Annotated in this window: 14 protein-coding genes; 5 read left to right on the top strand and 9 right to left on the bottom strand. The window is 38.9% G+C overall.

Annotated features, from left to right (window positions below):
• Positions 1-23: 23 nt before the first annotated feature.
• A complete protein-coding gene (locus MWU78_RS13555; RefSeq protein WP_246998585.1) occupies positions 24-218 on the bottom strand; it encodes a hypothetical protein in 195 nt (64 codons plus the stop codon).
• 84 nt (positions 219-302) lie between these two features.
• Here MWU78_RS13555 and MWU78_RS13550 point away from each other — a divergent pair, with 84 nt between their 5' ends.
• Both MWU78_RS13550 and MWU78_RS13545 read left to right on the top strand, forming a co-directional pair.
• Positions 303-848, top strand: a complete 546-nt coding sequence (locus MWU78_RS13550) for a hypothetical protein (RefSeq protein WP_246998583.1) — start codon at positions 303-305, stop codon at positions 846-848.
• Between the two features lie 326 nt (positions 849-1,174).
• The gene (locus tag MWU78_RS13545; protein ID WP_246998581.1) at positions 1,175-1,735 is read left to right on the top strand and encodes a hypothetical protein; all 561 of its coding nucleotides are present in this window, start codon (positions 1,175-1,177) and stop codon (positions 1,733-1,735) included.
• Between the two features lie 498 nt (positions 1,736-2,233).
• Here MWU78_RS13545 and menE read toward each other — a convergent pair whose 3' ends face one another.
• The 5 genes from menE to MWU78_RS13520 all read right to left on the bottom strand — a co-directional run bounded on the left by menE (position 2,234) and on the right by MWU78_RS13520 (position 9,666).
• Positions 2,234-3,721, bottom strand: a complete 1,488-nt coding sequence (menE, locus tag MWU78_RS13540) for an o-succinylbenzoate--CoA ligase (protein WP_246998579.1) — start codon at positions 3,719-3,721, stop codon at positions 2,234-2,236.
• Positions 3,718-4,704, bottom strand: coding sequence for a ketoacyl-ACP synthase III (locus MWU78_RS13535; protein ID WP_246998577.1), 987 nt, complete (start codon positions 4,702-4,704; stop codon positions 3,718-3,720). The genes menE and MWU78_RS13535 overlap by 4 nt, the downstream gene beginning before the upstream one ends.
• Before the next feature lie 20 nt (positions 4,705-4,724).
• Positions 4,725-7,181 (bottom strand): TonB-dependent receptor, encoded by a 2,457-nt coding sequence (locus MWU78_RS13530; RefSeq protein WP_246998575.1) that lies wholly within the window; start codon positions 7,179-7,181, stop codon positions 4,725-4,727.
• Between the two features lie 69 nt (positions 7,182-7,250).
• A complete protein-coding gene (locus tag MWU78_RS13525; RefSeq protein ID WP_246998573.1) occupies positions 7,251-8,174 on the bottom strand; it encodes an alpha/beta hydrolase in 924 nt (307 codons plus the stop codon).
• Entirely contained in the window at positions 8,164-9,666 is a 1,503-nt protein-coding gene (locus MWU78_RS13520; RefSeq protein ID WP_246998571.1) for a sodium:solute symporter, read from the bottom strand. Before MWU78_RS13520 ends, MWU78_RS13525 begins: the two co-directional genes overlap by 11 nt.
• A gap of 513 nt (positions 9,667-10,179) precedes the next feature.
• Here MWU78_RS13520 and MWU78_RS13515 point away from each other — a divergent pair.
• The 3 genes from MWU78_RS13515 (at position 10,180) to cls (ending at position 14,059) form a co-directional block, all read left to right on the top strand.
• Positions 10,180-10,917 (top strand): beta-ketoacyl-ACP reductase, encoded by a 738-nt coding sequence (locus MWU78_RS13515; RefSeq protein ID WP_246998569.1) that lies wholly within the window; start codon positions 10,180-10,182, stop codon positions 10,915-10,917.
• Positions 10,918-11,106: 189 nt separating this feature from the next.
• Complete coding sequence (locus tag MWU78_RS13510; protein ID WP_246998567.1) at positions 11,107-12,501, top strand: hypothetical protein; 1,395 nt, start codon at positions 11,107-11,109, stop codon at positions 12,499-12,501.
• A 145-nt stretch (positions 12,502-12,646) separates the two neighbouring features.
• On the top strand, positions 12,647-14,059 hold the full coding sequence (gene cls / locus MWU78_RS13505) for a cardiolipin synthase (RefSeq protein ID WP_246998565.1): 1,413 nt from the start codon (positions 12,647-12,649) through the stop codon (positions 14,057-14,059).
• On the opposite strand, the gene MWU78_RS13500 is transcribed toward cls, so the two are convergent.
• From MWU78_RS13500 to MWU78_RS13490, 3 genes are all read right to left on the bottom strand, one after another.
• Positions 14,054-15,061: a 2-hydroxyacid dehydrogenase gene (locus tag MWU78_RS13500; RefSeq protein WP_246998563.1), complete on the bottom strand. Its 1,008-nt coding sequence runs from the start codon at positions 15,059-15,061 to the stop codon at positions 14,054-14,056. The genes cls and MWU78_RS13500 overlap by 6 nt on opposite strands.
• Positions 15,042-15,698 (bottom strand): hypothetical protein, encoded by a 657-nt coding sequence (locus MWU78_RS13495; protein WP_187584790.1) that lies wholly within the window; start codon positions 15,696-15,698, stop codon positions 15,042-15,044. The genes MWU78_RS13500 and MWU78_RS13495 overlap by 20 nt, the downstream gene beginning before the upstream one ends.
• Before the next feature lie 240 nt (positions 15,699-15,938).
• Positions 15,939-16,346 carry a hypothetical protein gene (locus MWU78_RS13490; RefSeq protein ID WP_246998561.1) on the bottom strand — a complete coding sequence of 136 codons (408 nt, stop codon included), beginning with the start codon at positions 16,344-16,346 and terminating at the stop codon, positions 15,939-15,941.
• Positions 16,347-16,394 lie beyond the last annotated feature (48 nt).

Raw genomic sequence — 16,394 nt, 5'->3', positions numbered from 1 at the left:
AATGTTTGAAGTTAGTTAATTTTTTACCTACTTATGGTTTCCTTGTTCACAATATTGCCATCAACATCATAGTGAATAAACTCTATCACAGGGGTATTCCCTTTCCAGATCAATTTAATTTCATAGTTGGCAATGGCATCCATAGAATGGAAGTCTGGCACCAAAGCCAATCCATTATCATTGCTCGGACATCTGATAATTGAAGTTATACATGGCAAAATAAATATTGAAAACTGTTAAAAAAAGCCCTATATTGAATGAGAAAAAGAGAGTTTATAAAACCAACCATTAAAAGGATCTTTATGAAATTTACCAAATTATTCCTTACAATCGCCATAGCAATTGGTGTCTTCCTATCCAGTGACAAGATTTTTTCACAGACTACAGAAATTGCTGTAGTGGATAGCACTTCCAAAACGGAAAATAGATTGAAATTTGGCTGTGGGTTTGGACTTAGTTTTGTTGGAGGAACCAATATTAGCTTAGCTCCCAATTTAATATATGCGGTAAGCAATAAAGTTAGTCTAGGTGGTGGAATCCAGGGCAGTTATACCTCTATCAAGGATTTGCAGAATACCACCACTTTTGGAGCCAACATCATAACCCAATATAGGCCGATCAAACAATTGACCACCTTGTTGGAATTCGCCGAGCTCAAGGTGAATACCAAAACAGAGACGCCCACCGGAAAAGTTACCGATGATTATTGGGACTCGGCTTTATTTGTTGGAGTAGGGTGGAATATTAATGAGAAAATATCTATCGGGGCTAAATACAATTTACTTTATAAGGAAGATGAAAGTGTCTACACTAGCCCTATACTTCCTTTTGTAAATATTACTTTTTAGAGAATTGCTAATATCAGGGAGCGATACAATACCCAGCTTTGGTTAATTGTTAAGCCTAGGGTTAGGCCGGCATTATCTCTATTCTATAATTATTCGAAATCGTAAGATAATCTTTGCTATTTGGATTGGATTTTGAATGTTTTGGATAAGAGCAAACATATTTAGCCTCTTAGGTTATAATTAAACCTGGGTACTCAATATTAACATTTGTTTAAGATTCATTTTGATTCCAAGGATAAAATAACACATAAATTGGAAAATCCTCTTGTTTTATGAGTAGATGCTTCCCCATAATTTTGTACCTGTATTCTTTAAAATACATCGTTATGAAAAATATTAATTTTTATCCCAAGACTTGGCAAGTGGTTCCTCTTTTATCCGATAGGTATCAATTGGATTCAGATGGAAAATGCATAAAGGATCTGGTATTACGTAACATCTACGCCACGGATATGAAAGTGTCCGAAATGGATTTGAACATAAATAAGTTTTCGGCTATAGATAATAATGGGCAAGAGCATTTTATTAGTGACTTCCCTGGTCAAAATTCAATACCCATTAAAGGGATGCACACAGGTCTATTTTTAAAATCTAAAAGTGTGCTTACTTTGACCCCTGGTAATTATAGTGTTTTCAGATTTTATCTTGGCAAATCCGGTAACAGTATTATATATAGTGATCGCTTGGAAGAACGTGCGGACGGAATCAAATTTTTGGATTTTGAGATTGTGGACGGACTTACCATAAAAGGTGAGGAGTCGCCGGAAGCTATTCTCCGATTTGATTTTGTACCCTATAATACAAGTGGACTTTTCAAATGGTTCGGGCAATTATTTAAAGGGCCCACTGTTTTTGGAGGAAAGCTAGTCAACTCCTTAAGTCATTAAAAAATAAGTTCAGCTTTGTGATTTTTGGTCGGAGTAGTTCATGGATCTTCAAAATCTGGTTGAATGAAGGGGTTTGATTGTCAGAAGTGAGAAGGCAGACGATAACAAAATTGAAAAAAACATTATAAAGTTCCCTCCTGTAATCCATTTTCAGCCTTATATTTCATGAGCAAGACTTAGTTCTATAAATTGCAGGATATAGAAAATAAGGACTACATAAAATAACCCTCAAAACAAAGTTATAAAGTTTTGAGGGTTTATTCATATTAGGTATTACGAATGGATTAGAATTCCATATCTACTAGATTAGTCACTTGACAAAAATCAATTGCTTTTATGGTAAGTAAAACTATTCTACTTCAGCTATCGTTACTACAGTGCCAAATAATCGGATTGGAGATGTTAAGGTTGGGATTTTATTTTTATTAAATAAACCTGCTAGGTTTCAAAAATAAATAGGTCAAAGCCATTATGGTTCAATTGTTCCCGGCCTTCACCTTAGGACATCTGATTTAAAAACCGCTGCCGAATTGCCTTGCGATCTATTTTTCCGGTATCATTTTTGGGAATTTCGTTCACAAAATTAAATTGGGAAGGGATTTTGAATTTAGCTAAATGGGACTTGCAATGGGATATTAGTTCCTGTTGGGTCAATTCTTTTTCGGTTACCAAAAAGGCTATGCCGCATTCTCCCCATTTAGGGTGTGGTGCAGAAATTACTACCGCCTCTTTTATGGCGGGGTGATGTAACAATGCCCGTTCCACTTCAGCGGGATATACATTTTCGGCACCACTGATATACATATTTTTTTTGCGATCTAGTATATAGATAAAACCATCTTCATCTATCCTCCCAATATCTCCTGTGCGCAACCATCGGTCCAATTTGGCTTGCCTTGTGGCCTCTTCATTCCGCCAGTATTCGGGCATTACCATAGGACCTCCTATTAAAATCTCACCTGGCTCATTTGGTCGCACATCCTTATTGTCCTTGTTTAATATCCGTATTTCCACATAAAAGTTGGGCTTGCCAATAGATCCCTGTTTACGTTGTGCATCATTTTGGTGCAAGGATGTGAGATTGGGACCTGCCTCGGTAAGACCATATCCTTGTCGAATCGGAACTTTCTTATGGTGAAAGGTTTCGATGAGTGTCAGGGGCATACTCTCTCCTCCCACAATAATATAATTTAAACAACTAATATCGGCTTGTGCAAATTGGGGTAATTCCACCATCATTTTCAGCATGGTAGGAACCGCCATAAAAAGATCTAATTTTTCTTCGATGATACAATTGAGAACAGCCAATGGATCAAATTTTCTGAACATTATCACCGTCCCGCCGCGATGTAGAACAGGGGTCAACAAAACATTCCATCCCCCGGTGTGAAAAAGTGGCATGCAGTTAAGTGTAATTGTATTATTGGTGATCAAAAGACTTTGGGAGGTATTGACGCTGTTCCAAAAAAGCATTTTATGCGTGTATACCGTTCCCTTGGGCAATCCGGTAGTTCCACTGGTATAGAGGATGAATATAGGGGAGTCTTCAGTTAATTTTGGTGGTTGTATTTCATTTGTCTCCTTTCCGATAAAATCATATACGGAAAAAAGATTCTCATATTTCGTATTGTATTCAAGGTTATCTGCTGCTATGGTACCATCGGTATACGCTAATTTACATTGGGAGTCGCTTAAGAGTGCATCTATTTCTTTCGGGGCCAACCTAAAATTTATCGGGACCAATATGATACCACTTTTTTGCGCCGCTGCAAATAGGATCACCTGCGCCAAATGATTTTCGGCGATGATTGCCACCCGGTCCCCAACAGTTAAACCGTGCTTTTCAATAAAATGGTTGGCCAAAGCGTCCCCTGCAGTATGAATAACATTATAGGACAGGCTATTTCCAGAATCTGCGTCTTTTACAGCAATTTTATTCGGGGTATAGCCTGCCCATTTTTTAAACCAATCAAAGATATTTATCATAGTATAAAAGCATTTGCCGCAAACGCCAGTCCGCCTCCTGATCCAATAAAAAAAAGAGTATCCCCTTCCTTTATCTTTTGTTGTTCCCAAGCCTCATGGAAGGCCATAGGAATACAGGCCGACCCTGTATAACCATAATGTTTCATAACGGTATGGGCCTTGTCTTTGTCAACTTCCAAGATACGAAGGGTTTCGTAAATAGCATTGATATTGATTTGCGTAATAAAGAATTGATCAACTTCCGATGCATCAATTTTCATATTATTGGCCAATTCCTTGGCCAAACCGCTCCACATTTTCGGATTTAATTCCGGAGGAAATTTCTTTACGAACTTTAATTTATGGTCTTTTTGATCAAGCACTTTTTGACTTAAAGGTGTTTTTGTAGCTCCTGCATATATGCCCATCCAATCCGCATATTGCCCTTGAGAGATCAATTTTCCCGTCTGGTGGCCCTTGTTTTTTTCTTCGGTCGCAGTAAGGACTACCGCTCCGGCACCGTCTGCAAAAAGGGTTACCGTTTTTTTGTCTGTTTTATCCAGATATTTGCTCATGGCATAGGCACCAACTACCAGAACATTGTTCACTGATCCACTGCGAATATAATGTGTGGCAGTTTCCGTGGCCGTAACAAATCCAGCGCAGGCTGAGTTAAGGTCGAACGTCCCCGCGTTTTTCGCCCCGATACGGTGCTGTAGGACAGCTGCTGTTGAGGGGGATATATATTCTGGAGTATCCGTAGCCACAATGATCAGATCTATATCTTCTGGCCCCAAACTGGCATTTTGTAAGGCATCCTTGGAGGCGGCCATGCACAGATCGGCAGTAGATTCGTTATCCCGGCACCAATGGCGCTCGTATATATTTACATTTTCCCGTAACCATGTATCTACATCCTCACCCAACAATTCGTTAAAATAGGAGTTGGGCAAAGATAGCTCAGGGACATACATCCCTGAGGCAATTATTTTAGCATTCTTCATAAATGATATTTTCCGTTCTTTTAGTCCAAGTGAATTTTAGTTTCCAAAACATACAATCCTCTTGTTGGGGGGGCTGCGGTAAACTCACGTAAATCTTGGTTGAAGAGGTTGGTAGCCGCTAAGGAAATGGTGACCTTATCGCTTACCTTATAACCAATATTCAGGTCCATGGTTACAAATCCGCCCAAAGGGCCGTAGTTGTAAGAATCACCACTAGGCGCGTCTTCTACAATTGGACGCCCTCTATAGTTCATCCCCGGAATGGTTTCTGATGCGATCTGAAAACTGGAGAAGTAGTTATACTTTTGTACCGTTCTTCCAAAAACGGAACCAAAAAAGCGTGATCCGTGGTAATTGATTCCAAGACCTCCTTTGTTTTTTGGAGCATTTACCAAGAAATCCAAGAAATTTACTTCGCCGTTCTTATCAAAGTCATTTTCCATATTGTTTTCATCAAAGGAATAATCAAAATAGGAATAATTGGCCGTCATGTTCCATTGTGGGGAAAGTACATAGGTAAGGCTAAGGTCTGCACCATAGGTGTTTACCTCGCCAAAATTGACGTAAGTAGCCACCAATCCGTTGTAGATGGCGTAGCCGGACTGTACCTCCTGGATAGGCGTATCGCCGCGATGGGTGGTTACGCCAATGACGGTTACAGGGCTTAGAAAGTCCTTGTTAATGTTGTAATAGGCATTGACATCCGTATATAATTTTTTGGCTAAGGCACCTCGGTAACCAACTTCGTAGGTACTTACTTTTTCGACATCCTGAGGTGCTATTTTTGAGCCATCGGCCAATGTAAAGCCTTCCGCATTTCCAAGAATTAGACCGGAAAACAGATCACCGTACATATTTAGGATGGTTGGGGAGGCAATACCTTGTCCGTAGGTCAGCCTAAAACTGCCTTTTTCCAGTTCCTTGACCACTCCCAATTTAGGGATGAAGTTGGTCCCGTAGATTTCGTGATGGTCTACCCTAGCAGCTGCAAGAGCTTTAATTCCACTTCCAAAATTATAGTCCAATTGAAGGTACCCACCCAATTGTGTTACGTCTATGGTATCATCATCAGTCTGGTCCAACAAATAGGTGCTCTTACTATTGGCCATATCCTTTTGGTATTGCAGACCGGTAATCAGCTCCATGTCTTCAAATAGGGTATTGTTATATTGTATTTCAGCATTCCATCTTTTGGAATCGTCCTTAAATAACGCCCCACTGGCATAAGAAAAATCTCCTGCAGCTTCCTCGGGAGTCATTCCGGCATCGATTCCTCGGTAATATTGCTTGGTACGATCATCTATAGAGTATGTATCATCGGTCTTACTGGTAGTAAAATAGGTTTGTGCAAAAAAGTTTTTTGTATTAAACCTTAACTGGTAGAAACTTATTCTCCAATCTATGATCTGATTCCGTCCCACATTGGTAGGGGAGAGGTAGGTGCTATTGCTATGGCCATAAGTGGCTATTATATCTGTACCCGCTGTTGGCGTGAAATACGCACTGGCTTCCGTTTTAAAGAATTCTACCTTGGGATCCAGTTCAAATTCCGGATAACCTTCCTTAACACCATCGGCTCCTGGACTTCCGTCCGCTGCCTTACGATCTATATAAACTGTATCTGCATAGTGAAATTCAGTAGCCTTGGTATATTCCCCAGTTGCTTTAAATGCCCATTTTTCATTGAATTTTTTGGCGAAGCGAAGTCTTCCCGAATAATAGGCGTCCCCATCCCCGGTAACTCCAAGATTACCAGCTATGGTAGTTCCCTCATATTTACGGGGGTCTTTGGTAATGGTATTGATCAGTCCGTTATGGGCATTGGGACCGTAAAGGGTGGCATTCGGGCCCAATATCAATTCTACCTGCTCTATGTCTTCCTTGATGGTGGTCGTTAAAGGCCCCATGGGAAGTCCGGTGGCAATAAGGGAAGAAAATCTATTATCCACTACCTGCAGGTTTTTAGAGTTGAAGTTGGAATTAAAACCTCTAATATTAAATGCAGGTGCCGCGATACCTGCCCTAAAATAGTCGATTCCTTTTTCTCTTGCCAGCAGTTCTGCAGGATTACCGGCGTACTCACTAATTTCGCGAGCGCTAATGGTAATGATGGTAGCAGTAGAACTTGTGAGTTTTTCGGCTTTTTTGGAGCCTGAATATATAACTACCTCGTCTAGGGCACTACCTTCTGTTAGGGTGAAATTTAGGATAGTTCCTTCGGTGACATCAACTTTCTGCGAGGAAGTGGAATAACCTACATAGGAGGCCTCAATTATATGTCGGCCAGCAGGAACTGTGAATTGGTAATTACCATCCATATCAGCTGTGGCCCCGGCCCCTACTTCCACTGCGTAGACATTTGCTCCGGATAGGCCGGCACCTTCCTCATCGGTCACCTTTCCGGTAATCGTTACTTGTTGTGCGTTCATTGCTAACAAGCCTGCAAAGAATAACACTGCTACTGCTAATTGTTTCATTTTAGTTGAATTTAGTGGTTAATTTAATTTTGTGATTTCCATTTATTTACTGCCAATGGGCACTCGTTTTTATTCGGTAATCTTTTTTAGGATGATATTATTTACTGAATCGCTTTGGTCCCAATGCACAAAATGTCCGGCCTGGTCCAATTGAATGATACTAACTTGCGGATAATCTGTGTTGAGGACTTCTAAGAGGTTGTCAATACTTAGCTGCGGGTGTAATATTTTATTGGGAATCAACTTGTCATCTTTCCCGTATATGACCGTTATAGGTACTTTGATTTTGCTGATTTTATCGTATACCGGTTCGTTCAACATGGCATAAATGCTTTTGACCACTGTAGCGATATAGGTCTTATATATTTCCAGGTCTTCTTTTATGACCAGGCGATCCTCCAACATAAACTGGGCATCTTGTGGAAGTTGCCCCCCATAAAAGTTAAGGTCGAAATTCTGCTTTATCTGAGCATCGGTTAAGTTGAGATAGAGTTGTTCGTTCACTACTGCATAAAACCAATTCTTTTCGGTATCAGTAAATTTCTCCACTCCGGCAGGGGCCAGCAATATCAATTGATAAAGCCATTCGGGATTATTTTTGGCCGCCAATTGCATGGCTAACTGTCCGCCCATGCTATGGCCTATCAAAGTAACCCTAGTATATTTTTTAAGGGTGATAAATTCTGCTATGGCTTCTGCATAATTCTCTATTCCAGGTACAAATTCGCCAAGTTCCGTATCTCCAAAACCAGGAAGGTCCACGGCAATGACCAATGCTTTTTTGGACAGCTCTTTAAAGTTTTTATCAAAAGCTTTGGAATTACTACCCAAGCCATGTATCAATACAATGGTCCGGTCTCCCATTCCTGCCTGGGTATAGCTAAGAGACACTTGGCTTTGGGGTAGGAATAATTCCGATTTTTCAACATCCTGACTCATTAGCGTCGTTAGGGTTAGAATAAATGTCCAGAAGGGAATTAATTTAAGTTGCATAGGCTTCTGATTTCATTGGTTTAGTATAATATATTAGGGTACCCGCTGCAGTGGATGCCAATATGGCAAAAGCCGATGCAATTGCCGGATTCTTTACCGTGGCACCGTCCATGTAAGGGGTGAGTTCCAAATAATAGATTCCAAAATGTGTCAGTACGGCGACTAAAGAGGCTACAATGGGCACATATACATTGGTTGTTTTGGTGAAAATGCCGAAAAATACGGGTACAAAGGCAGCTGAGAAAAAGGCGTAGACTCCATTTTGCGCAAAAATACCCACACTAAGGCTTGGACTTACCAATTGTTGGTACGATAGGAGGATAGAGGCAACGGCAACAAAAAAGGTGATTGCCCAATTGATCTGTATTGCAGTTATGCCTTTTTTATATTTTCCTAAAATTGGTATAATAAGATCATTGGTCAAAGTAGTTGGTATAGCCTGAATAAGTCCTTCCAAGGTTGATAGTCCGGCTGCAATTAAGCCCAAGATTACCAATATGCCTATATAGATAGGAAACCTATCCACTACATAAGCAGGGATAATGCCGTCCATTTTAAGCAGTTCACCGCTGTATATAAGGTCGGGGAAATTTAAACGAGCATAGAACCCGGTGATAACAACGGAAAAGAAAACAATTAAAATTAGAATGGAATAGGTCAAAAATTTATTGACCTGCTCATTTTTCTTAATGAGGAGCGACTTTGTAAGGATATGTGGTTGACAAACAATAGCGATACCAACAATGGCATTACAGACCACTACCTCAAAAAAGTCCCGGAAAAGTGGACTTTTGGAATTGAAGGTCGTTGTCAAGTTGGGGTCTATGGCAGCAAGTCTTTCAAAAATTCCTTCACCGCCGCTACTAATTAAATACTCTACCCCAGAACCTAATAATATAATAGCCACCACGATCATCATCACTGCTTGTAGGGAATTGGTATACACCATGGAGTTGGTCCCTCCAGCTAGCATATAGGAGAATACCACTACTACCAGTACAATGAGAATAGTGAGTTCATCGGCGTTCAGCGCTTTGGACAAAACCTTGGTAATCCCTACACAGATGAGTACAATAAAAGTAATCAAGAGAGTACTCAGCAACCCGAAAAATATTTTTAAGAAAGTAGAACCGTATCTTTTTCCTACCCAATCCGCAATGGTGAGCGACTTTACATTAATGCCGTATTGACGGAAGCGTTTCATTAACACTACCAGTGCTACAAATATGGACAAAGGCATTACTACACCAAAGGCCAAATAGGCACTTAGACCGTATAAAGCAATAAAGCCGGGATTAATAATAAAGGTCGCCGCACTGGTGAGAGAGGCGGCTAAGGATAGTGCTACGGAAAAAGAGGAAAAGCTCTTGCTTCCTAAAGCGTAGGTTTCTATACTTTCGTTTTTTATTCTTGACTTTAGAACCAAATAGAACAATATACCCATAAATAGCATGAGGGAGATAAGTGTCAGTAAGGGGTAGTGTTCATTCATATTTTATGGAATGGCTAAAATTATAGTATAATAAATCTGATATCCGTATTAATTATTATAAATGGTTTTAATTATTGCACCCTCCAATATAGAAACAAAGAAATCAGAAACTACATCCATTCGCAAAAATTATGGCATGGACTTTTTTTGGATTAAATGTTGATTTTACTAGCGAATATTGAAGGATGGCCAAATGAATATTCTGTATTTTTATCTATTTTTTTCTATATTACAACAATAAAGACAGTAGTTTGGAAGTGTATTGTCTTTTTTATTATTATAACATTCTATTACTCACTAAAGCGTATTTGTGTGGGGTAAGCAATATAATTTATAATATGGTATACTAAAATGGACAATAGTCCATGGTAATTTAAATTTATTTAATATACTTATAATCAATTAGTTATAATATGCATAATATGTATTATATATATTAGTCTATAGTTAATATTTGATTTTACTTATTTTCTCTGACCAAATAAACAATAGATTTGAGGTAAAACTTCAAAGATGAACAGATTAAAGGGTAAAATAGCCGTGATTACGGGAGGTGCAAATGGTATCGGTAAAGTAACCGTGAACAAATTTTTAAAGGAAGGGGCGACAGTTATATGTTGGGATATCAACATGGAGGCTGGCAATAGGTTATTGGAAGAAAATAAAGGTAAAAACTTACAATTTAATAAAGTCAACACCGTAAAAATAGCGGAAGTGGAAAAAGCTGTTGCCAAAATTATTGAGGAGTTTGGCAGTATAGATGTACTTATCAATAACGCTGGGATTACAAGGGATGCCACCTTAAAAAAGATGACCCAGGAACAATGGCAGTCTGTGTTGGATGTTAACCTCACGGGGGTTTTCAATTGTACCCAGGTAATTTCTGGACATATGATAGAAAAAGGAAGTGGGAAGATTGTTAACGCATCGTCCGTTGTAGGGTTATACGGAAATTTTGGGCAGAGCAATTATGTGGCAACAAAGGCAGGTGTAATTGGGCTTACCAAGGTATGGGCTAGGGAATTGGGTAGAAAGGGCATCAATGTAAATGCCGTAGCACCCGGATTTATTGCTACCGAAATGGTAGAAACCATTCCCGAAAAGGTAATTGCCGATCTAGAGGCCAAAACCCCGCTGGGACGTTTAGGGAAACCTGAGGACATAGCCAATGCCTATGTGTTTCTATCATCGGAAGAGGCCAGTTTTATAAATGGCACCACCCTAAGCGTGGATGGGGGATTGGTGATGTAGGCTCTAGGAGGCAGCAGAGTTTTTTTAAGGGCCTTGTGAGCTATGTTGGTTGTTGGCCATGGGATATTTGGCAGTGTAATAAAATGGCAATTAAGTTTACACCAAACTGCCGGGAATTGGCAAATCCAATTTTATCCCGCATTAGGTTTTTTTAGTTGATAATTGAAACATTATAATGTCCAAACGTAAATGAAACTAAAGAAATTTTCGGATTACGTAGGTACCCTGTTACCCCATGAAGTGCTTCTGTTGGAACGTTCTGGTCGGTTTCAGGATGTTGACCGTACCCGTATCTTTAAAATTGTAAAGTACAACGTACTAAGTAAGGAACAGCCAAAGGATTATATTGCTGATATAGATAAACGAAAATATTCCCACCTGATGAACTGGATGCAGTTGCGTTTAGATGAATACTGTACAGATAACTACTATAAGAGGCTTAACTATTTTGATAATAAGATAAAGACAGATACCGTTTCCTCCGAGGAGGAAAGAGAACTTTTAAAGCATATAAAAAACTACGCTCCACATCACTTTCATTTTATTCGATTTTATGAAGTGGTGAAAAATTATCTTCATTTTTTATTGGTCCGGGTTAGGCTCAACGATTACGAATTAATCAACAAGTTCGTCCATAACTACCATGACGATTATATTCGTTGTAAGGATATCAATAACCGGATGACACAGGCCACTTCCGATATTGTTACCGATTACCACAGTACAAAATTGACGCAGAACGCAGAAAAGTGGGTGCCTTGGTTAAAGCGATTGTACCGTGCCGATGACCTGGATGGATATAATCGTTACCAGGCTTTGATATTACTGTCCTATTTGGCACTGTTAAAGAACGAACTTTTAGAGGAGACCATAGCCTGTTACGATGATCTGGAAGAACAATTGAAGGATGGTTCTTATTATTCCCGTAAGTTGCTGCTCAACTTTTACGGTAATCGTCAACTGATACTTATGAAGCTACATAAATATGACCTGGCCTTGTATTACGGTCGACTTTCCATAAGTGAACAGGGGCATGATTATATTATGTACCTGAACAATTATTGCTTTAATCTTTTAAAATTGGGGAGACCCCAACTAGCCTTACAATTACTGAAAGAGGCCCATCCCTTTGCTAGGCAGATGTCCAATAAATATAACAAATCTCTTTTTATTTCCTCTCTGATGAAATGCTATAACGATAACGGGGAATATAAGAATGCCAAGCAGTATGCCGAAAATCAAATTGCACTAAACGAAAAAGATATTTTGGAACATAATTGGAACCGTTTTTTTAGGACTTATCTAGAAACGCTTCTCCACTTGGGTGAATATAAGCAGGCAAAAAAGACATTAAACCGTTTTAATCTGTTGGAAAAGGAAAACACCATCCTTAAAACCTATGAATCCTTTCCATACTTCAAGTGGTTTATGGCACTGATTGATTTTAAAGAGGGCAATATCAGCGGCAACCGGTTTAAGAACCTTATCAATAAGGAAAGGGAGCGATTGGCCATTACGAATAATGCCGAACCATCAGAAAGTGTCATGGTACTTATTAAAGCGGCATTGGACGAAACCTCCTAGTCCCACTACACCACGAACCTTGGGAAATATAGGACACAAAAGCCCCAATTCTTTGCAATAAACTGATAAATATCATAGTTATACCCTCACGATTTCCGAACTTTGATAATTGGACTTATCCTCCAATGTCAACTAAAAAGGAAGCATGTGGACTGCAGTTTTTCTTAGTTTTTATTTACTTATTGCCTTAGCCATTATCATAAGTATTCTTTTACACGGTGCCAAACCTTCAAAAAGTTTAGCTTGGCTATTAGCTATTTTTACCATTCCGGTAGGTGGGATGTTCCTTTATCTTCTTTTGGGAAGAAATCGCAGAAAGAATAAACTGTTGAAATTAAAGAAGAAGGCGTTTCTAAACTTGCCGGAGCCCTTAATGCAACATATGACATCCATGAGCGGGAAGTACCGCAAGCTTATGACCTTGGTTTATCGAAATGCACATTTCCCTCCCACACAGTACAACGAATTACGATTGTTAAAAGACGGAAAAACAACCTTCGAATCCATCTTCGAGGCTTTGGAAAATGCCCAGAACCGAATAAACCTTCAATATTATATTTTTGAAGAAGGGGAACTCACCAATAGGTTAATACTTCTTTTTGAACGTAAAATTGCGCAGGGAGTCCAGATAAGAATGATTTACGATGGTATTGGCAGCTTTTCATTAAGCAAGGCCTATTTAAAGAAATTAATGGCAATTGGAGTAGAGGTATATCCTTTTCTCCCTTTCAAATTTGGTCGTTTTTTTTCATCCTTGAATTATCGAAATCACAGAAAAATAATTGTGGTCGATGGCAAGGTGGCATTTACCGGAGGAATAAACGTATCGGATAAATACTTGAAAGGCGATGTTGAATTAGGCAACTGGCACGATATGCACTTAAGATTGGAGGGTACGGCAGCGAGTCATTTGGACTTTGTTTTTGCAATGGATTGGTATTTGGTTTGTCAAAAGACAATTCCTTTACTACCCTTGGATAGTGATAAAGGCGTCATTGAGAATAGTGAAGGTAAACTTGTACAAATCGTCTCTGGGGGCCCGGATGATGATTTTCCTTCTTTGGAACAGACTTATTTCACCATTATTAATAAGGCGAAAGATTATCTGTACATAACCAACCCTTATATTATCCCAGGGCAGGCCATTATGCAAGCCTTACAGACTGCAGCACTTGGTGGTGTGGATATACGATTAATGGTGTCCGAAAATGCGGACAACAAAATAGTAAGCTGGAGTGTGAGATCCTATTTTGAGCCTATGCTTAAATCGGGTATAAAAATCTATCTATTTCCTGATGGATTTTTGCACAGTAAAATTATTGTTAGTGATGATGCCATTGCAACAATAGGTACGGCCAATTTGGACGATAGAAGTTTTGAACAGAACTATGAAGTGAATGCCATTGTTTACGATGAGCCATTTGCTAAATTGTTGAAGGAAGATTTTCTAAAGGATGCCAATCTTAGTAGGATGCTCTCCTATGAAGAATACCTTAAAAGACCATGGGCCGAAAAACTAAAGGAAGGTTTTGGTAAAGTTTTTAGTCCGTTGTTATGAACGGTTCGTAGCAAGACCTAATTCATTTTTACATGGTTTACCTTCTTCCCAGCTATTTAGATTCTCAAAAGTAACTTCGGCTATATTGGTCAATGCTTCTTTGGTTATAAACCCCTGATGGGGTGTAAGCAATACATTTGGAAACGACAATAATTTCTTTAGTTGCCCGTCTTTAATGCCTTTGGCGGAATTATCCTTAAAGAAGGTCCCTTTTTCCTTTTCATATACATCTGTACAGTAGCCCCCGATCTTCTTGTTCTCCAAGGCAATTATCAATTCTTTGGTTTCTACCAAGGCTCCCCTTGCCGTGTTGATTAAAATGGCTTCTGGTTTCATTAAGTTCAGTTTCTGCCTATTGATCATATAGTGGTTTTCCTGGGTAAGTGGAATATGAAGGCTTATAACATCCGATTTTTGACATAAGTTGTCCAATGAAGTATAGGTAAGATCATACATTTGGACCAATTTGTAATCCGGTTTTAAATCGTTGGCCAATATTTTACAACCAAATCCGGCCATAATTTTGGCCATAACACTGCCGATCCTGCCTGTTCCAATGATGCCTACGGTCTTACCATTTAAATTGAAGCCCATAAGATTATTTTGCAAAAAATTATAGGTGCGTACCTGCTTATCTGCCAGTATAATTTTTCTGTTAAGCGCCTGTAATTGGGCAACGGCATGCTCAGCAATGGAGTGGGGGGAATAATCGGGAACATTTGCCACCTTAAAACCGAATTTATTTGCCATTTTTAGATGCACGTTGTTATGTCCGGCCGAACGCAGTGTAATGAAGCGTACCCCCAAATCCCATAATTTTTCCAGAACAACGGAAGAAGCATCATCCCCTGAAAATATGGAAATCGCCTTATATCCTACCGCTTGGATTGCAGTTTCTGTATCCAGGGCATCTTTGGTATAGGTTACCTTGTGTGCGTTTTTGTTGGCGTTGCTTAAAAAAGGGACTTCGAACTCTTTTGCACTATAGACCAGTAATTTCATTTTTTCCTTCTTTGATAAAGATTAGATCTTGATCTTCCATGGCCAATACAACCAATTTTATATAATCTTTTATGGTTTTTTGAATGTTTTTGGGATCGGCGATGTCTATACTTCCCCTCCAGATCATGGCCCTTTCCTTGCCCTCGCAAATACAGTAAAGAGTGGTCTCCGCGTGGTAGACGGTAAACTTATCATAATATCCTTGGTCATAATAAATGTCCTGGTTGTTTAGATAATCATCATTGAATCTTCCCTGGTAATTGTTCCACTTGGAAATGGATTTTAAAAAGCTCTCCCTATCCTCCGAACCGGTAACTTTAGTGAACAGAATGGCATCAAAATCTTTATCCAATAGACTTTGTTCCACATCGTCCAGTTCTTTTTCCGTTTTTCTGGTATCGGTAAAGGAGACGTCAAAAACATCTAGGCTTCGCATAGCTTCCACATTTCTTTTGCTGAACTCCTTCTGTAGGCTTGTTTCGAATTCGGTTCTGGCTTCCTCGTTTTGTGCCATGCCTACAATTAATACTTTATTGGCATGGAACAATACAATATCAGGATTTTTCCAGTTTTCTACCAAACTTATAGAAGAGCATCCCGTTAGTAGTACTGCGAATAAAATAAATACTTTTTTCATGTTATAATTTTTATTGAAATAATTGACTAATGACTGTACATCATAAAACATCATTAAGATTTTGTTGTGGCAGGCGCTCTGCTATGGGGAACAAGTTCAAAAGCCTTTGGCCATTCTCCCCAATTAAATCATGAAATTAATTTATGTCAACAGTTTTTTCAATTAATCATTATTGTTTGGAACGGTGGTCAAGTTACCCCATGCTCTGAAGAAATAATATGACGATGGTCAGTTAAACAATTATTTCCTTTCTGGGTTATTATTTAAAAGAATGCCACCAGTATAATTAAAAATTTCGGATTTCAAGTTTTGAAAATCACCCAAGCATGCATCAACTTCTACCTGAATTTGATCATTTTTTTTATTAATGTTTAAACCACTTGAACTCTCCGACTTATCCGATATGCCGCCCAAATTGTTTTCATGTGTTGAAATTTGAGTTCTTATTGTTTCACTTCTACTATTTATTTTTTCCAAACGGGTTTTGTAATCCATTAGGTGTTCAAAGAGATTGGGGATATTGGGCTTAAATGCATTTGAATTTAACAACTGATTTATAAAAACAATTTCATCATCCATTAATTGAAAATGTAATTTCCACTGTTGAACTTTCCAATGTAATTGGGCTACTTGATTCTCTTTGTCCATAATTTTGGTTACTTAATTTACATATAACTGGATGTTGAATAAAGTTAG

Origin of the sequence: Arenibacter sp. F26102 (genome assembly GCF_023015865.1) — a bacterium.
In the GTDB taxonomy this organism is placed as follows: Bacteria; Bacteroidota; Bacteroidia; order Flavobacteriales; family Flavobacteriaceae; genus Arenibacter.
Note: the sequence above shows the minus strand (reverse complement) of the source record. Positions and strands in the feature narration are given on the sequence as shown.